This is a genomic window from Streptomyces sp. NRRL B-1347 (assembly GCF_000720325.1).
Classification (GTDB): domain Bacteria; phylum Actinomycetota; class Actinomycetes; order Streptomycetales; family Streptomycetaceae; genus Streptomyces.
Window position 1 is genome coordinate 1 of record NZ_JOJM01000060.1, and the last position, 22,645, is coordinate 22,645.

Annotated in this window: 34 protein-coding genes and 1 pseudogene; 1 reads left to right on the top strand and 34 read right to left on the bottom strand. The window is 66.6% G+C overall.

Annotation, left to right across the window (positions count from 1 at the left end):
* A pseudogene (locus tag IG74_RS52330) lies at window positions 1–307 on the bottom strand (hypothetical protein); the annotation flags it as partial.
* A gap of 74 nt (window positions 308–381) precedes the next feature.
* Here IG74_RS52330 and IG74_RS0134735 point away from each other — a divergent pair.
* Window positions 382–1,230, top strand: coding sequence for a hypothetical protein (locus IG74_RS0134735; RefSeq protein WP_030685423.1), 849 nt, complete (start codon window positions 382–384; stop codon window positions 1,228–1,230).
* A gap of 21 nt (window positions 1,231–1,251) precedes the next feature.
* Here IG74_RS0134735 and truA read toward each other — a convergent pair whose 3' ends face one another.
* The 33 genes from truA to fusA form a co-directional block, all read right to left on the bottom strand.
* Window positions 1,252–2,106, bottom strand: a complete 855-nt coding sequence (gene truA / locus IG74_RS0134740) for a tRNA pseudouridine(38-40) synthase TruA (RefSeq protein ID WP_030685427.1) — start codon at window positions 2,104–2,106, stop codon at window positions 1,252–1,254.
* A gap of 137 nt (window positions 2,107–2,243) precedes the next feature.
* Window positions 2,244–2,732, bottom strand: coding sequence for a 50S ribosomal protein L17 (rplQ, locus tag IG74_RS0134745; RefSeq protein ID WP_030685430.1), 489 nt, complete (start codon window positions 2,730–2,732; stop codon window positions 2,244–2,246).
* Between the two features lie 137 nt (window positions 2,733–2,869).
* The gene (locus tag IG74_RS0134750; protein WP_016645160.1) at window positions 2,870–3,892 is read right to left on the bottom strand and encodes a DNA-directed RNA polymerase subunit alpha; all 1,023 of its coding nucleotides are present in this window, start codon (window positions 3,890–3,892) and stop codon (window positions 2,870–2,872) included.
* A 129-nt stretch (window positions 3,893–4,021) separates the two neighbouring features.
* Window positions 4,022–4,426: a 30S ribosomal protein S11 gene (rpsK, locus tag IG74_RS0134755; RefSeq protein ID WP_003948617.1), complete on the bottom strand. Its 405-nt coding sequence runs from the start codon at window positions 4,424–4,426 to the stop codon at window positions 4,022–4,024.
* 65 nt (window positions 4,427–4,491) lie between these two features.
* Window positions 4,492–4,872: a 30S ribosomal protein S13 gene (gene rpsM, locus IG74_RS0134760; protein ID WP_030685433.1), complete on the bottom strand. Its 381-nt coding sequence runs from the start codon at window positions 4,870–4,872 to the stop codon at window positions 4,492–4,494.
* A 190-nt stretch (window positions 4,873–5,062) separates the two neighbouring features.
* Entirely contained in the window at window positions 5,063–5,176 is a 114-nt protein-coding gene (gene rpmJ / locus IG74_RS0134765) for a 50S ribosomal protein L36 (protein WP_003948619.1), read from the bottom strand.
* 59 nt (window positions 5,177–5,235) lie between these two features.
* On the bottom strand, window positions 5,236–5,457 hold the full coding sequence (gene infA / locus IG74_RS0134770; RefSeq protein WP_003948620.1) for a translation initiation factor IF-1: 222 nt from the start codon (window positions 5,455–5,457) through the stop codon (window positions 5,236–5,238).
* 207 nt (window positions 5,458–5,664) lie between these two features.
* Window positions 5,665–6,501 (bottom strand): type I methionyl aminopeptidase, encoded by an 837-nt coding sequence (map, locus tag IG74_RS0134775; RefSeq protein ID WP_030685435.1) that lies wholly within the window; start codon window positions 6,499–6,501, stop codon window positions 5,665–5,667.
* A gap of 150 nt (window positions 6,502–6,651) precedes the next feature.
* Window positions 6,652–7,308: an adenylate kinase gene (locus IG74_RS0134780; protein ID WP_030685438.1), complete on the bottom strand. Its 657-nt coding sequence runs from the start codon at window positions 7,306–7,308 to the stop codon at window positions 6,652–6,654.
* On the bottom strand, window positions 7,308–8,621 hold the full coding sequence (secY, locus tag IG74_RS0134785; protein WP_030685440.1) for a preprotein translocase subunit SecY: 1,314 nt from the start codon (window positions 8,619–8,621) through the stop codon (window positions 7,308–7,310). The genes IG74_RS0134780 and secY overlap by 1 nt, the downstream gene beginning before the upstream one ends.
* A gap of 246 nt (window positions 8,622–8,867) precedes the next feature.
* On the bottom strand, window positions 8,868–9,323 hold the full coding sequence (rplO, locus tag IG74_RS0134790; protein WP_030685443.1) for a 50S ribosomal protein L15: 456 nt from the start codon (window positions 9,321–9,323) through the stop codon (window positions 8,868–8,870).
* Between the two features lie 2 nt (window positions 9,324–9,325).
* Window positions 9,326–9,508, bottom strand: coding sequence for a 50S ribosomal protein L30 (rpmD, locus tag IG74_RS0134795; protein WP_005481207.1), 183 nt, complete (start codon window positions 9,506–9,508; stop codon window positions 9,326–9,328).
* Between the two features lie 2 nt (window positions 9,509–9,510).
* Window positions 9,511–10,116 (bottom strand): 30S ribosomal protein S5, encoded by a 606-nt coding sequence (gene rpsE / locus IG74_RS0134800; protein ID WP_030685449.1) that lies wholly within the window; start codon window positions 10,114–10,116, stop codon window positions 9,511–9,513.
* 39 nt (window positions 10,117–10,155) lie between these two features.
* Window positions 10,156–10,539 (bottom strand): 50S ribosomal protein L18, encoded by a 384-nt coding sequence (gene rplR, locus IG74_RS0134805; protein ID WP_030685452.1) that lies wholly within the window; start codon window positions 10,537–10,539, stop codon window positions 10,156–10,158.
* A gap of 3 nt (window positions 10,540–10,542) precedes the next feature.
* The gene (gene rplF / locus IG74_RS0134810; RefSeq protein WP_030685454.1) at window positions 10,543–11,082 is read right to left on the bottom strand and encodes a 50S ribosomal protein L6; all 540 of its coding nucleotides are present in this window, start codon (window positions 11,080–11,082) and stop codon (window positions 10,543–10,545) included.
* A 24-nt stretch (window positions 11,083–11,106) separates the two neighbouring features.
* Window positions 11,107–11,505 carry a 30S ribosomal protein S8 gene (gene rpsH / locus IG74_RS0134815; protein ID WP_018528360.1) on the bottom strand — a complete coding sequence of 133 codons (399 nt, stop codon included), beginning with the start codon at window positions 11,503–11,505 and terminating at the stop codon, window positions 11,107–11,109.
* 212 nt (window positions 11,506–11,717) lie between these two features.
* Entirely contained in the window at window positions 11,718–11,903 is a 186-nt protein-coding gene (locus tag IG74_RS0134820; RefSeq protein ID WP_003948630.1) for a type Z 30S ribosomal protein S14, read from the bottom strand.
* Between the two features lie 5 nt (window positions 11,904–11,908).
* Window positions 11,909–12,466 carry a 50S ribosomal protein L5 gene (gene rplE, locus IG74_RS0134825; protein WP_030685461.1) on the bottom strand — a complete coding sequence of 186 codons (558 nt, stop codon included), beginning with the start codon at window positions 12,464–12,466 and terminating at the stop codon, window positions 11,909–11,911.
* A complete protein-coding gene (gene rplX / locus IG74_RS0134830) occupies window positions 12,466–12,789 on the bottom strand; it encodes a 50S ribosomal protein L24 (RefSeq protein ID WP_030685463.1) in 324 nt (107 codons plus the stop codon). Before rplX ends, rplE begins: the two co-directional genes overlap by 1 nt.
* A 2-nt stretch (window positions 12,790–12,791) precedes the next feature.
* Complete coding sequence (gene rplN / locus IG74_RS0134835) at window positions 12,792–13,160, bottom strand: 50S ribosomal protein L14 (RefSeq protein ID WP_003974257.1); 369 nt, start codon at window positions 13,158–13,160, stop codon at window positions 12,792–12,794.
* Between the two features lie 109 nt (window positions 13,161–13,269).
* On the bottom strand, window positions 13,270–13,554 hold the full coding sequence (rpsQ, locus tag IG74_RS0134840) for a 30S ribosomal protein S17 (protein ID WP_030685467.1): 285 nt from the start codon (window positions 13,552–13,554) through the stop codon (window positions 13,270–13,272).
* Entirely contained in the window at window positions 13,554–13,778 is a 225-nt protein-coding gene (rpmC, locus tag IG74_RS0134845) for a 50S ribosomal protein L29 (RefSeq protein WP_010036720.1), read from the bottom strand. Before rpmC ends, rpsQ begins: the two co-directional genes overlap by 1 nt.
* Window positions 13,778–14,197, bottom strand: a complete 420-nt coding sequence (gene rplP / locus IG74_RS0134850) for a 50S ribosomal protein L16 (protein ID WP_030685469.1) — start codon at window positions 14,195–14,197, stop codon at window positions 13,778–13,780. Before rplP ends, rpmC begins: the two co-directional genes overlap by 1 nt.
* A 5-nt stretch (window positions 14,198–14,202) precedes the next feature.
* Window positions 14,203–15,042, bottom strand: a complete 840-nt coding sequence (rpsC, locus tag IG74_RS0134855; protein ID WP_030567260.1) for a 30S ribosomal protein S3 — start codon at window positions 15,040–15,042, stop codon at window positions 14,203–14,205.
* Window positions 15,042–15,389 carry a 50S ribosomal protein L22 gene (rplV, locus tag IG74_RS0134860; protein WP_030685471.1) on the bottom strand — a complete coding sequence of 116 codons (348 nt, stop codon included), beginning with the start codon at window positions 15,387–15,389 and terminating at the stop codon, window positions 15,042–15,044. Before rplV ends, rpsC begins: the two co-directional genes overlap by 1 nt.
* Window positions 15,390–15,431: 42 nt before the next feature.
* Window positions 15,432–15,713 (bottom strand): 30S ribosomal protein S19, encoded by a 282-nt coding sequence (gene rpsS / locus IG74_RS0134865; protein WP_003948639.1) that lies wholly within the window; start codon window positions 15,711–15,713, stop codon window positions 15,432–15,434.
* Window positions 15,714–15,725: 12 nt separating this feature from the next.
* Complete coding sequence (gene rplB, locus IG74_RS0134870; RefSeq protein ID WP_030685474.1) at window positions 15,726–16,562, bottom strand: 50S ribosomal protein L2; 837 nt, start codon at window positions 16,560–16,562, stop codon at window positions 15,726–15,728.
* 38 nt (window positions 16,563–16,600) lie between these two features.
* A complete protein-coding gene (rplW, locus tag IG74_RS0134875) occupies window positions 16,601–17,017 on the bottom strand; it encodes a 50S ribosomal protein L23 (RefSeq protein WP_030685476.1) in 417 nt (138 codons plus the stop codon).
* Window positions 17,017–17,667: a 50S ribosomal protein L4 gene (rplD, locus tag IG74_RS0134880; RefSeq protein ID WP_030685479.1), complete on the bottom strand. Its 651-nt coding sequence runs from the start codon at window positions 17,665–17,667 to the stop codon at window positions 17,017–17,019. Before rplD ends, rplW begins: the two co-directional genes overlap by 1 nt.
* An 8-nt stretch (window positions 17,668–17,675) precedes the next feature.
* Window positions 17,676–18,320 carry a 50S ribosomal protein L3 gene (gene rplC, locus IG74_RS0134885; protein ID WP_030685482.1) on the bottom strand — a complete coding sequence of 215 codons (645 nt, stop codon included), beginning with the start codon at window positions 18,318–18,320 and terminating at the stop codon, window positions 17,676–17,678.
* Window positions 18,321–18,334: 14 nt separating this feature from the next.
* The gene (gene rpsJ, locus IG74_RS0134890; RefSeq protein ID WP_003948644.1) at window positions 18,335–18,643 is read right to left on the bottom strand and encodes a 30S ribosomal protein S10; all 309 of its coding nucleotides are present in this window, start codon (window positions 18,641–18,643) and stop codon (window positions 18,335–18,337) included.
* Between the two features lie 512 nt (window positions 18,644–19,155).
* The gene (gene tuf, locus IG74_RS0134895) at window positions 19,156–20,349 is read right to left on the bottom strand and encodes an elongation factor Tu (RefSeq protein ID WP_030685484.1); all 1,194 of its coding nucleotides are present in this window, start codon (window positions 20,347–20,349) and stop codon (window positions 19,156–19,158) included.
* Window positions 20,350–20,498: 149 nt separating this feature from the next.
* Window positions 20,499–22,625: an elongation factor G gene (gene fusA, locus IG74_RS0134900; RefSeq protein WP_030685487.1), complete on the bottom strand. Its 2,127-nt coding sequence runs from the start codon at window positions 22,623–22,625 to the stop codon at window positions 20,499–20,501.
* Window positions 22,626–22,645: the final 20 nt, after the last annotated feature.

The following is a 22,645-nucleotide window of genomic DNA, read 5'->3' on the forward strand; positions in this document are numbered from 1 at the left end:
CCCCCACCACCCCCACCGGCACGAGCACCCGCACCACCCCCTGCGGCAGCACGGCCTGCGGCACCGCCGCGAGCACGGCCCCCGGCAGATAGAGGAAGTGCCGGTCCGCGTACGGCGAGCGCCCTTCCAGCCATGCTTCGGCCGCCCGCGCCACGATCCCGTTGTCCATGCCGCCGTCCGGCACCCGGCAGGCGACCCGCAGCACGAGCGCGCCGAGGACCACCCCGAGCACCGCCCACGCCTGCCACGCGGCGGGCCGCAGCCACCATCCCGTACCGCCGGAAACATCACTTTTGCCCGCGTTCATGCGGCTCAGGCTAGGGCGAGAACCCGCCTCGACCCCGGCTCAACATCCCCACCGCCCCGTCTAAGATGCCGCGCATGAGCTTTGGGCAAGGGGGACCTCAGTGGGGTCCGGGGGGCTCGCAGACCCCGGACTGGGCGGCACTGGCCGAAGCGTCCGAGAAGCGCGCCCGCCGCCGCAAGTGGCTCCTGATGGGCGGCGGCGCACTCGCCACCATCGGCGTCGCCACGGCCGTGGCCGTCGCCGTCGTCTCCGCCAACGGCGACGACGCCTCCGCCTCCAACAAGCCCGCGAGCGAGCTGCCCTCGTCCCCGGACATCCCCGGCGCCTCCTCGGCCCCCGAGCCGTCCTTCGAGGCGACCACTCCCCCGCCCCCGCCGGACCCGAAGGACTACATCTCCAGCGCGGACAAGGACAAGGCGCCCCTGAGCGCCGCGATCCTCTTCCCCGGCACGAAGCTGACCTCCGGCGACAAGGTCTACAAGAAGGGCGCCACCGCCGACACCAAGCGGTGCGCCTCGGTCGCCCAGCCGGTCCTCGGCCGCGTCCTCACCCAGAACAAGTGCACCAAACTGATGCGCGTCACCTACGCCCGGGGCGGCGTCGCCGTCACCGTCGGCGTCGCCGTCTTCGACACCCAGGCCCAGGCCGCCAAGGTCAAGAAGCAGGCCGACAAGGGCCTGGTCACCTCGCTGCCGGGCAAGGGCGTCGGCACGTTCTGCCGGACGGCGGTCTGCCGCGGCACGTACAACGCGTACGGCCGCTACGCGTACTTCACGACGACCGGCTTCCTCGCCGCCAAGGACGTCACCGAGAAGGACCGCAAGGCGTACGAGGTCGGCGACGACCTCGCCCGCTTCGCCTTCAACCAGATCAACCGCCGCGGCGAGGCACAGGCGTCGGCCGCCGCCAACAACCCCGAGTAGAACGAACGCTCTATCCGGAGTTCAGCAACATCCCGCCGACGGCAGCGACCGCTTGTTGCGCGCCTCCACACTGCGCGCCGCCAGCAGCTCGTCCGCCGGATAGCCGACTTCCTCCAGGGTGAGCCCGTGCGGCCGCACCACGTGCACCGCCGAGTCCCGCACCCCCGCCGCCAGCACCTTGCCCGGCCAGTCCGGCGACCGGTGCCCGTCCCCCACGAACAGCATGGCCCCCACCAGGGAGCGCACCATGTTGTGGCAGAAGGCGTCCGCCCGCACGGTGGCCTCGAGAACGCCGTCGGGCCGCCGCTCCCACCGCAGCTCCTGGAGCGTACGGATGGTGGTCGCGCCCTCGCGCCGCTTGCAGTACGCGGCGAAGTCGTGCTCGCCGATGAGCGCCTGCGCGGCCTCGTTCATCGCGTCCAGGTCGAGCGTCCAGTCGTGCCACAGGACGTGCCCGCGCAGCAGCGGGTCCACGCCACCGGGGTGGTCGGTCACGCGGTAGGCGTACCGGCGCCAGATCGCCGAGAACCGCGCGTTGAACCCCGCCGGCGCCTCCTCCGCCTGCCAGATCCGCACGTCGTGCGGCAGCCGTCCGGCGAGCCGCCGCAGCAGCTTCTCGCGGTGCTCGGCCCACACGCTCTCCGGCAGGTCGACGTGCGCGACCTGGCCGCGCGCGTGCACCCCGCTGTCGGTCCGCCCGGCCACGGTCAGCTCGTACGTCCGCGCGGACCGGGTCACCGTCCGCAGCGCGTCCTCGATCTCTCCCTGGACGGTCCGCTGGCCCTCGCGCTGCTTGGCCCAGCCGGAGAAGTCCTTGCCGTCATAGCTCAGGTCGAGCCGCACCCGGACGAACCCGGGCTCCACTTCCTCACTCACACCGCAATCCTCTCAGGCACACGAAAGCGGGCCCGCCCCGAAGGGCGGACCCGCGACGCCCTCAAGGGGCGCGGGGAACTGCGCGACCAGCCACGACCAGGCCGCAGCCGACGACGCGCGGTCCCCCAGCAGAACGCTTACGCGTCCTTCGACTCCTCAGCGGCCTCATCAGCCTTGGCCGTGTCGACCTTGGCCTCGGAAACCTCGGCGTCCTTGGCGGCACGCTTCGTGGCCGCCTCGGCCTCACCGGTGGCCTGCTGGGCCACGGTCAGGGCCTCCACCAGCTCGATGACGGCCATGGGCGCGTTGTCGCCACGGCGGTTACCGATCTTGGTGATACGGGTGTAGCCACCCGGGCGGTTCTCGTAGCGCGGGCCGATCTCGGCGAAGAGCGTGTGGACGACGCTCTTGTCCGTGATGACCTGGAGCACCTGACGGCGGTTGTGAAGGTCGCCCTTCTTCGCCTTGGTGACCAGACGCTCCGCGAACGGACGCAGGCGACGGGCCTTCGCCTCGGTCGTGGTGATGCGGCCGTGCTCGAAGAGATCCTTGGCGAGGTTCGCCAGCATCAGCTTCTCGTGCGCGGCGCTGCCGCCCAGACGGGCACCCTTGGTGGGCTTCGGCATGGTGTTTCTCCTTGTGATCTGCCCCGGCCGTATCAGGTACCGGGGTCAGCGGCACCGCGCCCCGTAAGGGGCGCGGGGAACTGCGCGAACAACCACAACGCACGCGCAGCCAAAATCAAGCGGCCGGTCCCGAGCTCTTAGTACTGCTCGGTCTCGACGAAGCCCGCGTCCGCGTCGTCATCGGCGCCGAAGGCGTCCGCGGCGGCGGTCGGGTCGAATCCGGGCGGGCTGTCCTTGAGGGCCAGACCCATCCCGTTGAGCTTCATCTTGACCTCGTCGATGGACTTCGCGCCGAAGTTGCGGATGTCCAGGAGGTCGGCCTCGGAGCGGGCGACGAGCTCACCCACGGAGTGGATGCCCTCACGCTTGAGGCAGTTGTAGGAGCGGACCGTGAGCTCCAGCTCCTCGATCGGCAGCGCCAGATCGGCGGCGAGCGCGGCGTCCGTCGGGGACGGACCCATGTCGATGCCCTCGGCGTCGATGTTGAGCTCGCGGGCCAGACCGAACAGCTCGACCAGGGTCTTGCCGGCGGACGCCATGGCATCGCGCGGGCGCATGGCCTGCTTGGTCTCGACATCGACGATCAGCTTGTCGAAGTCGGTGCGCTGCTCGACACGCGTGGCCTCGACCTTGTACGTGACCTTCAGCACCGGCGAGTAGATCGAGTCGACCGGGATGCGGCCGATCTCCTGGCCGACCTGCTTGTTCTGCACGGCGGAGACGTAGCCGCGACCGCGCTCGACGGTCAGCTCCATCTCCAGCTTGCCCTTGCCGTTGAGCGTGGCGAGGACGAGGTCGGGGTTGTGCACCTCGACACCGGCCGGCGGCGCGATGTCGGCGGCGGTGACCAGACCCGGGCCCTGCTTGCGCAGGTACATCACGACCGGCTCGTCGTGCTCCGAGGAGACGACCAGCTGCTTGATGTTGAGGATGAGGTCGGTGACGTCCTCCTTGACGCCCGGCACGGTGGTGAACTCGTGCAGGACACCGTCGATGCGGATGGACGTGACCGCCGCACCCGGGATCGAGGACAGGAGGGTCCGACGCAGGGAGTTGCCGAGGGTGTAGCCGAAGCCCGGCTCCAGCGGCTCGATGACGAACCGGGAGCGGAACTCGTCGACGACCTCTTCGGTCAACGAGGGACGCTGAGCGATCAGCATGAAGTGAATCCTTCAGTCATGGGCACCCACTATTTGATGCCCTTGAGTAGTACAAGGGTACGGGCGGCACGGCCCCCGAAGGGTACGTACCGCCCGAATCCTCAAAGCAACCGCGCAAGCGGCGTCGCGTCAGACGCGGCGGCGCTTGGGGGGACGGCAGCCGTTGTGCGGGGTCGGGGTGACGTCCTGGATGGAGCCAACCTCGAGGCCGGTCGCCTGCAGCGAACGGATGGCGGTCTCACGACCGGAACCCGGGCCCTTGACGAAGACGTCGACCTTGCGCATGCCGTGCTCCTGCGCGCGACGCGCGGCCGACTCGGCGGCCATCTGCGCGGCGAACGGGGTGGACTTGCGCGAGCCCTTGAAGCCGACGTGGCCGGCGGAGGCCCAGGAGATCACGTTGCCGGTCGGGTCCGTGATGGACACGATCGTGTTGTTGAACGTGCTCTTGATGTGCGCGTGGCCGTGAGCGACGTTCTTCTTTTCCTTGCGGCGCACCTTCTTGGCAGCGCCCTGACGACCCTTGGGGGGCATCTTTAACTCCTACGGGAGGTGGTCGGTCCTGCAGCGTCAGCTGTCGATAGACCGCTGAGCGAGGACTACTTCTTGCCCGGCTTCTTCTTACCGGCGATGGCGCGACGCGGGCCCTTGCGGGTGCGAGCGTTGGTGCTGGTGCGCTGACCGCGGACGGGCAGGCCACGACGGTGGCGCAGACCCTGGTAGCAGCCGATCTCGACCTTGCGGCGGATGTCGGCCTGGATCTCGCGACGGAGGTCACCCTCGGTCTTGATGTTCTGGTCCACGTACTCGCGGATCTTGACGAGGTCGTCCTCGGTCAGGTCGCGAACACGGGTGTTGCGGTCGACACCAGTGGCGTCCAGCGTCTGCTGGGACAGCGTCCGGCCGACGCCGAACACATAGGTGAGGGCAACCTCGATGCGCTTGTCGCGCGGGAGGTCAACACCTTCAACGCGTGCCATTCATGGCTCCTGTGAATCTTCGGAGGTCTTCAGCAGAACCGCTCCCAGCCGCCGTATGAGGTACGTACTGGGTCCCCGGCCTCCGACCGGGGGTGCCGCCCTCCATTACCTGATGGACCTGAAGAGGGACGGGCTCTGCATATGTGCTTTTACGTGCGTCGCGCGAAAATCTGCGAGTGCAGTACGTGCGTCAGCCCTGGCGCTGCTTGTGGCGCGGGTTGTCGCAAATGATCATGACCCGGCCGTGACGGCGGATCACCCTGCACTTGTCGCAGATCTTCTTGACGCTCGGCTTGACCTTCATGGGTGTGAGGTTCTCCGGGTCAGTGCCACCACCCCGCGCGAGCGGGATACAGGCAAGATCTACTTGTACCGGTAGACGATCCGGCCACGCGTCAGGTCGTACGGAGACAACTCCACCACGACCCGGTCGTCAGGGAGGATGCGGATGTAGTGCATGCGCATCTTGCCGCTGATGTGTGCCAGGACCTGGTGGCCGTTCTGGAGCTCGACCTTGAACATGGCGTTCGGCAGAGACTCGACGACAGTGCCCTCGATCTCGATGGCACCTTGCTTCTTGGCCACGCTTCGCCCTTCGAATCGACTACCTTGATCGACTCTCTGCGGAGACGCAGACATGCGAATGCACGAGAGCCGACGCGTCAGTCTACGTCAGTACACCCGGAAAGACGAATCGAGAAAGAATGCCCGTCCGGCAAGATCCTTAAGCAGCCCTGCACCAGGGCTCCACGCTGTCGGCACCCGGGTGCCGCGCGCACCGCGAACCGGGGCCTAGCCCAGCGGATCGGGCGCGGCGGTGATGCCGTACTCGGCGAGCTTCGCCTTGCCGCCGTCGGGCGCGGTGAGGACCAGCGGCCCCTGCTCGGTCAGCGCGACGGAGTGCTCCCAGTGCGAGGACCAGGTGCCGTCCGTGGTGATGACCGTCCAGTCGTCCGACAGGACCTCGGTCTTCGGCGTGCCGAGCGACACCATCGGCTCGATCGCGAGGCAGAAGCCGGGCACCAGCTTGGCCCCGCGCCCGCGCCGCCGCTCCACGTAGTTCAGCAGGTGCGGGTCCATGTGCATCTCGGTGCCGATGCCGTGGCCGCCGTAGTCCTCGATGATCCCGTACTTGCCGGAGGCGGGCCGCGGCTGGCGGCGGATATACGTCTCGATGGCGCGGGAGACGTCGACGAGCCGGTTGCCCAGCTTCATGGCCGCGATGCCGGCCCACATCGACTCCTCGGTCACCCGGGACAGCTCGACCAGCTCCGGAGCGTGACCACCGCCCACGAACGCCGTGAACGCGGCGTCGCCGTGCCAGCCGTCCACGATCGCGCCCGCGTCGATGGAGATGATGTCGCCGTCCTCGAGGACGACGTCGTCGCTCGGGATGCCGTGCACGACGACCTCGTTCTTCGAGGTGCAGATGGTGGCGGGGAAGCCGCCGTACCCGAGGAAGTTCGACTTGGCGCCGTGCTCGGCGATCACCTTGCGCGCCACGTCGTCCAGGTCCTTGGTGGTCGCGCCCGGCACCGCCGCCGCGCGCGTGGCCTGGTGGATGGCGGCGACGACAAGTCCCGCCGCACGCATCTTGGCGATCTGCTCGGGAGTCTTGATCTGCACCATGTCCGGCCTGAGCCTTTCTGAACCTACGAGTACGACGTACGGCAAACGAGGAGTACCCACAACGATACGGCCGCGACGGCGCCCCTCGCGCTCCGCCCACAGCTGGGCCGCGGCACCCGCCCGGGGTGCCGCGGCCCAGTCACAGCTGTATCAGGCGCTCTCGCCCTGGAGGGCGGACATCGCGCGCTGCGTGACCTCGTCCACCTTGCCGAGGGCCGAGATCGTGACGACCAGGCCCTGCGCCTTGTAGTGGTCGATGATCGGCTCCGTCTCGCGGTGGTAGACGTCGAGCCGCTTGCGCACGGTCTCTTCCTTGTCGTCGCCGCGCTGGTAGAGCTCGCCGCCGCAGACGTCACAGACGTCCTGCTGCTTCGGCGGGCTGTACGTCACGTGGAAGACGTGGCTGGAGTCGTTGCGGCAGATGCGGCGGCCGGCGATGCGCTTGACCACCTCGTCCTCGGGGACCTCCAGGTCGAGGACCGCGTCCAGCTTCTGGCCGTCCGCCTTGAGCGCCTCGTCCAGGGCCTCGGCCTGCGACACGTTGCGCGGGAAGCCGTCGAGGAGGAAGCCGTTCTCCGCGTCGGCCTTGGCCATGCGGTCCTTGGCCATGCCGATGGTCACCTCGTCGGGGACGAGGTTGCCGGCGTCCATGAATGCCTTCGCCTGCTTGCCGAGCTCCGTGCCCTGGCTGATGTTGGCGCGGAAGAGGTCGCCCGTGGAGATGTGCGGGATCGACAGGTTCTTGGCAAGGAACGCGGCCTGCGTTCCCTTGCCTGCACCGGGCGGCCCGACGAGGACGATTCGCATCAGCGGAGGAACCCTTCGTAGTTGCGCTGCTGGAGCTGGCTCTCGATCTGCTTCACGGTCTCCAGGCCCACACCCACGATGATGAGGATGCTCGTTCCACCGAAGGGGAAGTTCTGGTTGGCCCCGAAGCCCACCAACGCCATCGTTGGCACAAGAGCGATCAGACCCAGATACAGCGAGCCCGGCCAGGTGATCCGGTTGAGTACGTAGCTCAGATACTCAGCGGTCGGTCGGCCAGCCCGGATGCCCGGGATGAAGCCACCATACTTCTTCATGTTGTCCGCGACTTCCTCCGGGTTGAAGGAGATCGCCACGTAGAAGAAGGCGAAGAAGACGATCAGGACGAAGTAGGTGACGATGTAAATCGGGTGGTCACCCTTGGTCAGGTTCTGCTCGATCCACGTCTTCCAGCCGGACTGACCACCGGCGAACTGGGCGACGAGCGCGGGGATGTAGAGCAGCGACGAGGCGAAGATCACAGGGATGATGCCCGCCTGGTTGACCTTCAGCGGGATGTACGTCGACGTACCGCCGTAGGACCTGCGGCCGATCATGCGCTTCGCGTACTGCACCGGAATGCGGCGCTGGGCCTGCTCGACGAAGACCACGAGGCCGACCATGAACAGGCCGACGAGGATGACGGTGCCGAACTCGATCCAGCCGCCGGCCAGGTCACCCGACTTCTTGATGCCCCACAGGGCGGCCGGGAAGGTCGCGGCGATCGAGATGAACATCAGGATCGACATGCCGTTGCCGATGCCGCGGTCGGTGATGAGCTCACCGAGCCACATGACGGTGGCCGTACCGGCGGTCATCGTGATGACCATCGTGATGGTGACGAAGATCGACTGGTCGGGGACGATCTCCGAGGCGACCGGGCAGCCCTGGAACAGGGTGCCGGTGCGGGCGGTGGCCACCAGGCCGGTGCCCTGCAGGATCGCGAGCGCGATGGTCAGGTAACGCGTGTACTGCGTGATCTTCGCCGTGCCCGCCTGGCCCTCCTTCTTGAGGGCTTCCAGACGCGGGATCACCACGGTCAACAGCTGCAGGATGATGCTCGCCGTGATGTACGGCATGATGCCGAGCGCGAAGATCGTGATCTGCAGGAGCGCGCCACCACTGAACATGTTGACCAGACCGAACAGGCCCTGGTTGGCATTGGCCGCGTCGATACAGGTCTGGACGTTCTTGTAGTTGATGCCCGGGATCGGGACGTGCGTCCCCAGCCGGTAGATCACGATGATGCCGAGCGTGAAGAGCAGCTTCTTGCGCAGGTCGGGCGTCTTGAACGCCCGGGCGAACGCGGTGAGCACGGTGCCTCCTGCGACCCCCGCGCTACTGCGTCAGAGGTGACGGTGGTGAGTCCGACGGATAAGTACGTGTGTGTAGCTAAAAGTCAAGATCCGCCCGGTCGGTCGCGAGGACAGACCGCGCGGAAAGTAACAGTGCACGCCACCTTACCGGCGACCGTGCCCCCCTAGGAACGACCAACCGGGGATGCCCCTTTTGTGGGGCATCCCCGGTCGGGATCGCTCAAGTCATCGAGACGCCTGAGAACTTCAGACGAGCTCGGTGACGGTGCCGCCGGCGGCGGTGATCTTCTCCTTGGCGGAGCCGGAGACGGCGTCAACCGTCACCTGCAGCGCCACGGTGATCTCGCCCTGGCCGAGGACCTTGACAAGGCTGTTCTTGCGAACGGCGCCCTTGGCGACCAGGTCGGCCACCGTGACCTCGCCACCCTCGGGGTAGAGGGCGGTGAGCTTGTCCAGGTTGACGACCTGGTACTCGGTCTTGAACGGGTTCTTGAAGCCCTTCAGCTTCGGAAGACGCATGTGGAGGGGCATCTGGCCACCCTCGAAGCGCTCCGGAACCTGGTAACGGGCCTTCGTGCCCTTGGTACCACGACCGGCCGTCTTACCCTTCGACGCCTCACCACGACCCACACGGGTCTTGGCGGTCTTGGCGCCCGGGGCGGGACGGAGGTTGTGGATCTTGAGCGGGTTGTTCTCCGCCATGATCAGTCGACCTCCTCGACCGTCACGAGGTGGCGGACGGTGTGCACCATGCCGCGGAACTCGGGGCGGTCCTCCTTGACGACCTGCGTGTTGATGCCCTTGAGACCAAGGGAACGCAGGGTGTCACGGTGGTTCTGCTTGCTGCCGATGTACGACTTCGTCTGCGTGATCTTGAGCTGAGCCATGATTACGCACCCGCTCCCGCACGTGCACGCAGGAGAGCCGCGGGGGCGACGTCCTCGAGCGGCAGACCACGGCGGGCCGCGATCTCCTCGGGACGCTGCAGACCCTTGAGGGCCGCCACGGTCGCGTGCACGATGTTGATCGCGTTGTCGGAGCCCAGGGACTTCGACAGGATGTCGTGAACACCGGCGCACTCGAGCACGGCACGCACGGGACCACCGGCGATAACACCGGTACCCGGCGAAGCCGGCTTGAGCAGGACGATGCCCGCGGCCTTCTCACCCTGGATCGGGTGAGGAATGGTGCCGGCGATGCGCGGGACCTTGAAGAAGTGCTTCTTGGCCTCCTCAACGCCCTTGGCGATGGCGGCCGGCACCTCCTTGGCCTTGCCGTAACCGACACCCACGGTGCCGTCACCGTCGCCCACTACGACGAGCGCAGTGAAGCTGAAGCGACGACCACCCTTCACAACCTTGGCGACGCGGTTGATCGCGACGACGCGCTCAACGTACGCGGTCTTCTCGGCGGCAGCTGCGCCGCCGTCACGGCCCTTCCGGTCCCGCCGCTCGCCGCCACCGGCACCGCTGCCGCGGCGCTGGGGTCCAGCCATTGGATTACCTCTCTCTTTTCCGCTAGCTACGCAGCGAGCTCAGAACTTGAGCCCGGCCTCGCGGGCAGCGTCGGCCAGGGCCGCGATGCGACCCGCGTACCGGTTACCACCACGGTCGAACACGACAGCCTCGACACCGGCGGCCTTGGCACGCTCGGCGACCAGGGCGCCGACCTTGCCGGCCTGCGCCGACTTGTCGTCCGAACCACCACGGATGGACGCGTCCAGGGTCGACGCCGACGCCAGGGTGTGACCCTTGATGTCGTCGATGACCTGAGCCACGATGTGGCGGTTGGAGCGCGTCACGACCAGGCGCGGACGCTCAGCCGTACCCGAGATGTGCTTACGGATCCGGATGTGACGACGCTTGATGGCAGCACGCTTGTAAGCGTCGCCCTTAGCAATCTTGACACCGTATGCCATGGCTTACTTACCCGCCTTTCCGACCTTGCGGCGGATGACTTCGCCCTCGTACTTGACGCCCTTGGCCTTGTACGGGTCAGGCTTGCGCAGCTTGCGGATGTTGGCCGCAACCTCGCCGACCTTCTGCTTGTCGATGCCCTCGACCGAGAACTTGGTCGGCGACTCGACCTTGAACGAGATGCCCTCGGGCGCCTCGACCAGGATCGGGTGGCTGTAGCCGAGCGAGAACTCCAGGTTGGAGCCCTTCGCCAGGACGCGGTAACCGACACCGCTGATCTCGAGCTTCTTCACGTAACCCTGGGTCACACCGGTGATCATGTTCGCCACCAGCGTGCGGGACAGGCCGTGCAGGGCCTTGTTCTGACGCTCGTCGTTCGGGCGGGTGACGTTCAGCACGCCGTCCTCGCCCTTAGCGATCTCGATCGGCGACACGACGGTGTGGTTCAGGGTGCCCTTGGGGCCCTTCACCTGGACCGTCTGGCCGTCGATGGTGACGTCCACGCCGGCGGGAACCGTGATGGGGAGCTTGCCAATACGCGACATAGCTGTTTCCTCCGTTCCCTTCCGCTACCAGACGTAGGCGAGGACTTCCCCACCCACGCCCTTCTTGCCCGCCTGCTGGCCGGTGAGCAGACCGTGCGACGTGGAGATGATGGCCACGCCCAGGCCGCCGAGCACCTTCGGCAGGTTGGTGGACTTCGCGTACACGCGCAGACCAGGCTTCGAGATCCGCTTGATGCCCGCGATGGAGCGCTCACGGTTCGGCCCGAACTTGAGCTCGAGGACGAGGTTCTTGCCGACCTCGGCGTCCTCGACCTTCCAGCCCGTGATGAAACCCTCCTGCTGGAGGATCTCCGCGATGTGCGACTTGATCTTGCTGTGCGGCATCGCCACGGTGTCGTGGTACGCCGAGTTCGCGTTCCGCAGACGCGTAAGCATGTCTGCGATCGGATCAGTCATGGTCATGAATTGGCCTTCGGCCTCTCTCGCCGGGGTTTCCTGTCTGCGCCATCCCTCTCCCCACTCATGGGCGGGACGGGTGCGGCGCGGGGACCTACGGCGTAGTAAGTCGTACGAGGGCGGCAGGGCGCCCAACCACACAAGCCTAAGGCATGCGCGGCCGGGCCCCCACCGACCTCATTGCTTACCGAGAGACTCCGGTCATCCCAACTAGGGGATTACCAGGAGCTCTTGGTCACGCCCGGCAGCTCGCCACGGTGAGCCATCTCACGAAGGCACACGCGGCACAGGCCGAACTTGCGGTACACGGAGTGCGGGCGGCCGCAGCGCTGGCAGCGGGTGTAGCCACGCACACCGAACTTGGGCTTGCGAGCAGCCTTAGCGATCAGAGCCTTCTTCGCCATCTCGCTCACGCCTCCTTGAACGGGAAGCCGAGGTGACGAAGGAGCGCGCGGCCCTCAGCGTCGTTGGTCGCCGTGGTGACCACGGTGATGTCCATACCCCGGACACGGTCGATCTTGTCCTGGTCGATCTCGTGGAACATGACCTGCTCCGTGAGACCGAAGGTGTAGTTGCCACGGCCGTCGAACTGCTTGGGGGACAGACCACGGAAGTCACGGATGCGCGGCAGCGCCAGCGACAGGGTGCGGTCCAGGAACTCCCACATGCGGTCGCCACGGAGCGTGACGTGGGCACCGATCGGCTGACCCTCACGCAGCTTGAACTGCGCGATGGACTTGCGGGCCTTGGTGATGGCCGGCTTCTGACCGGTGATCGTGGTCAGGTCACGGACGGCACCGTCCATGAGCTTGGAGTCACGGGCGGCGTCGCCGACACCCATGTTGACCACGATCTTGACGAGGCCGGGGATCTGCATGACGTTCTCGTACGAGAACTCCTCGTGCAGCTTCGCCTTGATCTCGTCGCGGTACTTCGTCTTGAGACGCGGAGTGGTGGTGGTCGTCATCAGATGTCCTCACCCGTCCGCTTGGCAACGCGGATCTTGTTGCCCTCGTCGTCGAAGCGGTAACCGACGCGCGTGACGACCTTGTTGCCGTCCTTCTCCACGACCAGCTGGACGTTGGAGACGTGGACGGGGGCCTCGGTGGTCACGATGCCGCCGGCCTGCGAGCCGCTGGCGGTCGGGCCGGCCTTCGTGTGCTTCTTGACCCGGTTGACACCCTCGACCAGGACGCGCTCCTCGCGCGGGTAAGCGGCAATGACCTTGCCCTGCTTGCCCTTGTCCTTACCGGTGATGACCTGGACCAGGTCGCCCTTCTTGATCTTCATGCTTACAGCACCTCCGGCGCGAGCGAGATGATCTTCATGAACTTCTTCTCGCGCAGCTCACGGCCCACCGGGCCGAAGATACGGGTGCCGCGAGGGTCGCCGTCGTTCTTCAGAATGACGGCGGCGTTCTCGTCGAAGCGGATGTACGAGCCGTCCGGACGGCGGCGCTCCTTGACGGTGCGAACGATGACCGCCTTGACGACGTCACCCTTCTTCACGTTGCCACCGGGGATTGCGTCCTTGACGGTGGCGACGATGACGTCACCGATGCCCGCGTAGCGGCGACCCGAGCCACCGAGAACACGGATGGTGAGGATTTCCTTCGCACCCGTGTTGTCGGCGACGCGAAGTCGCGACTCCTGCTGGATCACGTCTATCTCCTGTGTGTCTGCCGGTTCCCGGCAGGGGCCTCGTCCCTAGCGGAACGGGGACCCCTGCCGAGCCTGGCGGAACTGAACCTGAAGGAAACCCTTCAGGTAATTACTTGGCCTTCTCGAGGATCTCGACGACGCGCCAGCGCTTCGTCGCGGACAGCGGCCGGGTCTCCGCGAGGAGGACACGGTCGCCGACGCCCGCGGCGTTCTGCTCGTCGTGCGCCTTGAGCTTGTTCGTACGGCGGATGACCTTGCCGTACAGCGCGTGCTTGACGCGGTCCTCGACGGCGACGACGACGGTCTTGTCCATCTTGTCGCTGACGACCAGACCCTCGCGGGTCTTGCGGAAACCGCGAGCGGTCTTCTCTTCAGTCACGTTGCTCTCGCTCATCAGGCGCTCTCCACCGTCTCGATGCCCAGCTCACGCTCACGCATCAGGGTGTAGATCCGGGCGATGTCCTTACGGACCGCCTTCAGACGGCCGTGGTTCTCGAGCTGGCCCGTCGCCGCCTGGAAGCGGAGGTTGAACAGCTCTTCCTTGGCCTCGCGGAGCTTGTTAAGGAGCTCCTCGTTGCCCAGCTCGCGCAGCTCGGACGCCTTGGTACCGGCCGACATCACGCTTCACCTGCCTCGCGCTTGACGATCCGGCACTTCATCGGCAGCTTGTGGGCCGCACGGGTCAGCGCCTCACGGGCGATCTTCTCGTTGGGGTACGACAGCTCGAACATGACGCGTCCGGGCTTGACGTTGGCGATCCACCACTCCGGCGAACCCTTACCGGAACCCATGCGGGTCTCGGCCGGCTTCTTCGTGAGCGGACGGTCCGGGTAAATGTTGATCCAGACCTTGCCGCCACGCTTGATGTGGCGGGTCATCGCGATACGCGCGGCCTCGATCTGACGGTTGGTGACGTACGCCGGGCCCATGGCCTGGATGCCGTACTCACCGAACGCAACCTGCGTGCCACCCTTGCTCATGCCCGAGCGCTTGGGGTGGTGCTGCTTGCGGTGCTTGACCCTACGGGGGATCAGCATGTCGGTCAGGCCTCCGTTCCGGTGCTCTCAGCAGCCGGAGCGGCAGCGGCGGGAGCCTCGGCCTTGGGGGCCTCGGCAGCCGGCGCGGACTGCTGCTGCGGCTTGCGGCCGCGGCCGCCACGCTCGCCACCACGGCCACCGCGGGCCGGGCGGTCGTTGCCACCACGGGCCGGGCGGTTGCCGGCGCGGGCAGCGGCGTTCTCGGCGCGGACCTCGGCGATGTTCTTGACGTCGCCCTTGTAGATCCAGACCTTCACGCCGATGCGGCCGAAGGTCGTCTTGGCCTCGAAGAAGCCGTAGTCCACGTTCGCGCGGAGCGTGTGCAGGGGCACACGGCCCTCGCGGTAGAACTCCGAGCGGGACATCTCGGCGCCGCCGAGACGGCCGCCACACTGGATCTTGATGCCCTTGGCGCCGGCCTTCATCGCCGACTGCATGCTCTTGCGCATGGCACGGCGGAAGGAGACGCGGGAGGACAGCTGCTCCGCGACGGCCTGGGCCACGAGCTGAGCGTCCGTCTCGGGGTTCTTGACCTCGAGGATGTTCAGCTGGACCTGCTTGCCCGTGAGCTTCTCGAGGTCACCGCGGATGCGGTCGGCCTCGGCGCCACGGCGGCCGATGACGATGCCGGGACGGGCGGTGTGGATGTCCACACGCACGCGGTCACGGGTGCGCTCGATCTCAACCTTCGAGATGCCGGCGCGCTCCATGCCGGACGTCATCATCCGACGGATGGCGACGTCTTCCTTGACGTAGTCCTTGTACAGCTTGTCGGCGTACCAACGCGACTTGAAGTCGGTCGTGACACCGAGCCGGAACCCGTGCGGGTTTACCTTCTGGCCCATTACCGGGTTCCTTCCTTGCTGCTGACGACCACGGTGATGTGGCTGGTCCGCTTACGGATCCGGTAGGCGCGGCCCTGGGCACGCGGACGGAACCGCTTCAGGGTCGGGCCCTCGTCCACGTATGCCTCGCTGATGTACAGCGACGAGGCGTCCGTGTGGTCGTAGTTGTGCGCGGCGTTGGCAATGGCGCTGTCCAGCACCTTGCCGACCGGCACGCTGGCGGCCTGCGGGGCGAAACGCAGGACCGCCTGAGCCTCCGTGGCATCCATGCCACGGATGAGGTCCACCACGCGGCGGGCCTTCATGGGCGTGACGCGGATGTACCGCGCCTGGGCCCTGGCTTCCATGGTTGTCCCTTCGGTGTTAGTCATAGTCGATTCCACCCCGCCTTAGCGGCGCTTCGACTTCCGGTCGTCCTTGACGTGACCCCGGAAGGTGCGCGTCGGCGAGAACTCGCCGAGCTTGTGGCCGACCATCGACTCGGTGACGAACACCGGGATGTGGGTCTTGCCGTTGTGCACCGCGATCGTGTGGCCGAGCATGGCCGGGACGATCATCGAGCGGCGGGACCAGGTCTTGATGACGTTCTTGGTGCCGGCTTCGTTCTGGACATCCACCTTCTTGATCAGGTGGTCGTCGACGAAGGGCCCCTTCTTCAGGCTACGAGGCATCTCAACCCGTCCTTAGCGCTTCTTGTTCGTCTTGCGGCGGCGGACGATGTACTTGTTCGACGCCTTCTTGGGCGAACGAGTACGGCCTTCCTTCTTGCCCCAGGGCGAGACCGGGTGACGACCACCGGAGGTCTTGCCCTCACCACCACCGTGCGGGTGGTCAACCGGGTTCATCACGACACCGCGAACGGTGGGACGGACGCCCAGCCAGCGCTTGCGGCCGGCCTTACCCCAGTTGATGTTCGACTGCTCGGCGTTGCCGACCTCGCCGATGGTGGCGCGGCAGCGAACGTCGACCAGACGGATCTCGCCCGACGGCATGCGCAGGTGGGCCATCGAGCCCTCCTTCGCGAGCAGCTGCACCGAGGCACCCGCGGAGCGGGCGAACTTGGCGCCGCCGCCCGGACGGAGCTCGATCGCGTGGATCGTGGTACCGACCGGGATGTTGCGCAGCGCCAGGTTGTTGCCGGGCTTGATGTCGGCGCCGGGGCCGTTCTCAACCCGGTCACCCTGCGACAGGTTGCGCGGAGCGATGATGTAGCGCTTCTCGCCGTCTGCGTAGTGCAGCAGGGCGATGCGCGCGGTGCGGTTCGGGTCGTACTCGATGTGCGCGACCTTCGCCGGCACGCCGTCCTTGTCGTGACGACGGAAGTCGATCACGCGGTAGGCGCGCTTGTGTCCGCCACCCTGGTGGCGAACGGTCACACGACCGGCGTTGTTACGGCCGCCCTTGCTGTGCAGCGGGCGGACCAGCGACTTCTCCGGCGTGGACCGCGTGACCTCGACGAAGTCGGCGACGGAGGAGCCACGGCGGCCCGGCGTCGTCGGCTTGTACTTGCGGATTCCCATTTCTCAGTCCTCGTCCGATATTCGGACCAGGGTCTCCGTTAGGAGGCCTGGCCGAAGATGTCGATACGGTCGCCCTCAGCGAGGGTCACGATCGCGCGCTTGGAGTCGGCACGCTTGCCGAAGCCCGTACGAGTGCGCTTGCGCTTGCCCTGGCGGTTGAGCGTGTTGACGCCGGTGACCTTGACCGAGAAGACCGCCTCGACGGCCTGCTTGATCTGGGTCTTGTTGGCGCCGGGCGCGACGACGAAGGTGTACTTGCCCTCGTCGAGCAGCGCGTAGCTCTTCTCGGAGACGACCGGCTTGAGGAGAACGTCACGGGGGTCCGTGAAGCTCTTGCTCAGCGGCGTCTCGACGGTGTTCTTGCCCTCGGTGGCGTGACGCTTCGCCTTGGCGACGCGCGCGGCCTTGGCGGCCTTGGCGGCCTTCGAGGCGATAGCGGGGTGACGGATAGCCATCAGGCCTCGCTCCCTTCGGTGTCATTGGCCTTCGGGCCCGACACGAAGGACTCGAACGCGGCCTGGGTGAAGACCACGTCGTCCGAGACGAGAACGTCGTACGTGTTCAGCTGGCCCGGCTCCAGGATGTGGACCTGGGGCAGGTTACGGGCGGACAGCACGGCCTTCTCGTTCTCGCGCTCGACGACCAGGAGCACGTTCTTGCGCTCGCTGATCTTGCCGAGGAGAGCCTTGACGGCCTTCGTGGAGATGTCGCCCTCGACCACGTCGGAGACGACGTGGATGCGGCTGTTGCGGGCCCGGTCGGTGAGGGCACCGCGCAGGGCGGCGGCCTTCATCTTCTTCGGGGTCCGCTGCGAGTAGTCACGCGGCACGGGACCGTGCACGACGCCACCACCGGCGAACTGCGGCGCGCGGGTCGAACCCTGGCGGGCGCGGCCGGTGCCCTTCTGGCGGTACGGCTTCTTGCCACCGCCACGGACCTCGCCGCGGGTCTTGGTCTTGTGCGTGCCCTGGCGGGCAGCGGCCAGCTGCGCGACGACGACCTGGTGGATCAGCGGGATGCTGACCTTCGCGTCGAAGATCTCCGCGGGGAGCTCGACGGTACCGGCCTTGTCGCCTGCCGGCGAAAGGATCTCAACAGTGCTCATCGGTTACCTCAGGCCCCCTTGGCCGCAGTGCGGACCAGGACGAGGCCGCCGTTCGGACCGGGAACCGCGCCCTTGATGAGCAGCAGACCCTTCTCCGCGTCAACGGCGTGGACGGTCAGGTTCTGGGTGGTGACCCGCTCGTTGCCCATGCGGCCCGCCATGCGGAGGCCCTTGAACACACGGCCCGGGGTGGCGCAGCCACCGATGGAACCGGGCGAGCGGTGCTTGCGCTGGGTGCCGTGGCTGGAGCCGAGGCCACCGAAGTTGTGGCGCTTCATGACACCGGCGAAGCCCTTGCCCTTGCTCTTGCCGGTCACGTCGACCTTGACGCCCGACTCGAAGGTCTCGGCGGTCAGCTCCTGGCCGAGGGTGTACTCGGACGCGTCCGGAGTACGGATCTCGACGAGGTGGCGACGGGGGGTCACGTCGGCCTTGGCGAAGTGGCCCTTGAGGGGCTTGTTCACCTTGCGCGGGTCGATCTCGCCGAAGGCGATCTGGACCGACTCGTAGCCGTCGCTGTCATTCGTACGGACCTGGGTAACAACGCAGGGCCCGGCCTTGACCACGGTCACGGGGACGACACGGTTGTTCTCGTCCCAGACCTGGGTCATGCCGAGCTTCTCGCCCAGGATGCCCTTGATCTGCTTGGTCATCTCTTCCGTGCCTCTCAGAGCTTGATCTCGATGTCAACGCCGGCCGGAAGGTCCAGGCGCATCAGCGAGTCAACGGTCTTGGGCGTCGGGTCGAGGATGTCGATCAGGCGCTTGTGCGTGCGCATCTCGAAGTGCTCGCGCGAGTCCTTGTACTTGTGCGGCGACTTGATGACGCAGTACACGTTCTTCTCAGTGGGCAGCGGCACCGGGCCCGCGACCGACGCACCAGTACGCGTCACCGTCTCGACGATCTTCTTCGCCGAGGAGTCGATGACCTCGTGGTCGTAGGCCTTGAGCCGGATGCGGATCTTCTGTCCCGCCATGGCTACTTAGTAGTCCTTTGTCTCGAACGCTCTGGCCCCCGGAAGGTCCGCTTTTCTACTTCCTCCGACCCACGCGGTCGGGCGTGTCGCAGTCCCGCTCACACAGATCTCCCGAAGGATTTCCCTGCTAGGGGCTGCGGCCCTGAATGACCGCGGGTCCGGGGGAAGAAACCCACCGGGCGCCTGGCAGAGCCACCGCGCTGCACTTCCCGAAAGATTCCCGTACGTCCGCCACAGCGCTGCCTTACGGCAGATGGGGCGACGAGTACTGTGGGACTCGCTTTCAGTCCTCCCGGCGGGAGGCGCGCAGCATCGGCACTCAGCCGAGCAACCTGAACAGTGTGCCACACCAGGGACGACGAAGGCCAATCGAGCCGATTGTCAAGCGGCACGGCCGTGCCCGACTCCCCCGGACACGACAAGAGGCCCCACCCGCCGTAACGGCGCGTGGGGCCTCTCGCTGCGCTCAGTTCAGAGCGACCGGGTCTCCCCGATCAGCAAGCAAGGAGTACTTACTTGGTGATCTTGACGACCTGGCCGGCGCCGACGGTCCGGCCACCCTCACGGATGGCGAACTTCAGGCCCTCCTCCATGGCGACGGGCTGGATGAGCTCCACCTTCATCTCGGTGTTGTCACCCGGCATGACCATCTCGGTGCCCTCGGGGAGGGTCACGACGCCGGTCACGTCCGTCGTACGGAAGTAGAACTGCGGGCGGTAGTTGTTGAAGAACGGGGTGTGACGGCCACCCTCGTCCTTCGACAGGATGTACGCCTGCGCCTCGAACTCGGTGTGCGGGGTGACCGAGCCCGGCTTGATGATGACCTGGCCGCGCTCGACGTCCTCGCGCTTGATGCCGCGGAGCAGCAGACCGACGTTCTCACCGGCCTGGCCCTCGTCGAGCAGCTTGCGGAACATCTCGATGCCGGTGACCGTGGTGGTGGTCTTCTCGGTCTTGATGCCGATGATGTCGACGGTCTCGTTGACCTTGAGGACACCACGCTCGATACGACCGGTGACGACGGTGCCACGACCGGTGATCGTGAAGACGTCCTCGATCGGCATCAGGAACGGCTTGTCGACGTCACGCTCGGGCTGCGGGATGGCCTCGTCGACGGCCTTCATCAGGTCGAGGACGGACTTGCCCCACTCGGCGTCGCCCTCGAGCGCCTTGAGCGCCGAGACCTTGACGACCGGGACGTCGTCGCCCGGGAACTCGTACTCGGAGAGGAGCTCACGGACCTCGAGCTCGACGAGCTCCAGGATCTCCTCGTCGTCCACCATGTCGGCCTTGTTCAGGGCGACGACGATGTACGGAACGCCGACCTGGCGGGCCAGGAGCACGTGCTCCTTGGTCTGCGGCATCGGGCCGTCGGTGGCGGCGACCACGAGGATGGCGCCGTCCATCTGCGCGGCACCCGTGATCATGTTCTTGATGTAGTCCGCGTGACCGGGGCAGTCGACGTGGGCGTAGTGACGCGTCTCCGTCTGGTACTCGACGTGCGCGATGGAGATCGTGATACCGCGCTGGCGCTCCTCGGGAGCCTTGTCGATCTGGTCAAAGGCCGAGGCCTCGTTCAGGTCGGGGTACGCGTCGTGCAGCACCTTGGTAATGGCGGCCGTGAGGGTCGTCTTACCGTGGTCAATGTGACCGATGGTGCCGATGTTGACGTGCGGCTTAGTCCGCTCGAACTTCGCCTTCGCCACTGGGGTCCTCCTGTGGAGTGGTTCTGTACGCCTTACTTCATCGGCGCCAGGTGATCTTTGCTGGGGTGCCGACCGCCGGGGCATTCCTCACGGGTCGCGGGGTTTGCCCCGGCCGACGGTGTCAAGCCTAAAGCGTGTGCTCGGGTGAGCTACTCGCCCTTGGCCTTCGCGATGATCTCCTCGGCGACGTTCCGCGGAACCTCGGCGTAGGAGTCGAACTGCATCGAGTAGCTTGCGCGACCCGACGTCTTGCTGCGGAGGTCGCCGACGTAGCCGAACATCTCCGAGAGGGGCACGAGGCCCTTCACGACGCGAGCGCCGCTGCGCTCCTCCATGGCCTGGATCTGGCCACGGCGGGAGTTGATGTCGCCGATGACGTCACCCATGTAGTCCTCGGGCGTGGTGACCTCGACGGCCATCATCGGCTCGAGCAGCACGGGCTTGGCCTGCCGCGCGGCCTCCTTGAAGGCCTGCGAACCGGCGATCTTGAAGGCGAGCTCGGAGGAGTCGACCTCGTGGTAGGCACCGTCGAGAAGCGTGACGCGGACGCCCGTCATCTCGTAGCCCGCCAGGATGCCGAACTGCATGGCCTCCTGCGCACCCGCGTCCACCGACGGGATGTACTCCCGCGGGATGCGGCCACCGGTGACCTTGTTCACGAACTCGTACGAGGCATCGCCGTCGACGATGGGCTCGATCGCGATCTGCACCTTGGCGAACTGACCGGTACCACCGGTCTGCTTCTTGTGGGTGTAGTCCACGCGCTCGACGGCCCGACGGATCGTCTCGCGGTACGCGACCTGCGGCTTGCCGACGTTCGCCTCGACGCGGAACTCGCGCTTCATGCGGTCGACGAGCACCTCGAGGTGAAGCTCGCCCATACCACCGATGATGGTCTGGCCGGTCTCCTCGTCCGAGTGGACCTGGAAGGAGGGGTCCTCCTCCGAGAGGCGCTGGATGGCGACACCCAGCTTCTCCTGGTCGCCCTTGGACTTCGGCTCGATGGCGACCTGGATGACCGGCGCCGGGAAGTCCATGGACTCCAGGATGACCGGGGCCTTGTCGTCACAGAGCGTCTCGCCCGTGGTGGTCTGCTTCAGACCCATGACGGCGACGATGTCACCGGCGCCCACCGACTCGATCTCCTCACGCTTGTTCGCGTGCATGCGGTAGATCTTGCCGATGCGCTCCTTCTTGCCCTTGACGGAGTTCAGCACGGCGGTGCCGGAGTCCAGGCGACCGGAGTAGATCCGGACGAAGGTGAGCTTGCCGAGGTGCGGGTCGCTCGCGATCTTGAACGCGAGGGCCGCGAGCGGCTCGTCGTCGGACGGCTTGCGCTTGACGATCTCCTCCGGGTCCTTGGTGCCGTGGCCCTCGATGGCCTCGACGTCCAGGGGGGAGGGGAGGTAGCGCACGACCGCGTCGAGCAGGGGCTGAACGCCCTTGTTCTTGAACGCGGTGCCGCAGAACACGGGGGTGACGGTGGTGTCGCCGCCCTTGCCGGAGGCGATGGTGATGCGACGGATCGCCGCGTACAGCTGCTCCTCGGTGGGCTCCTGGCCCTCGAGGTACAGCTCCATCATCTGCTCGTCGTTCTCGGCGACGGCCTCGAGCAGCTTGCCGCGCCACTCGTCGGCGGCCTCGGTGTGCGTGGCCGGGATGTCGACGATGTCGTAGGCCTCGCCCATCTTGGTCTCGGCGGACCAGACGAAGGCCTTCATGGTGACGAGGTCGACGACACCCTTGAAGTCAGCCTCCGCACCGATGGGCAGCTGCATGACGATCGGGGTCGCACCGAGGCGGTCGACGATCATGTCGACGCAGCGGTGGAACTCGGCACCCGTACGGTCGAGCTTGTTGACGAAGCAGATACGCGGGACGCCGTAGCGGTCCGCCTGACGCCACACGGTCTCGGACTGGGGCTCAACACCGGCGACGCCGTCGAACACCGTCACGGCACCGTCGAGCACGCGCAGCGAGCGCTCCACCTCGACGGTGAAGTCGACGTGGCCCGGGGTGTCGATGATGTTGATCGTGTGATCGACGTCGTTCAGCGGCCAGTGACAGGTGGTGGCAGCAGAGGTGATCGTGATGCCACGCTCCTGCTCCTGCTCCATCCAGTCCATCGTGGCGGCACCGTCGTGGACCTCACCGATCTTGTACGAGACACCGGTGTAGAACAGGATCCGCTCGGTGGTCGTCGTCTTGCCCGCGTCGATGTGAGCCATGATGCCGATGTTGCGCACCTTGGCCAGGTCAAGTGAAGTGGTAGCCATATCGGCTCAGTCTTCTCTCG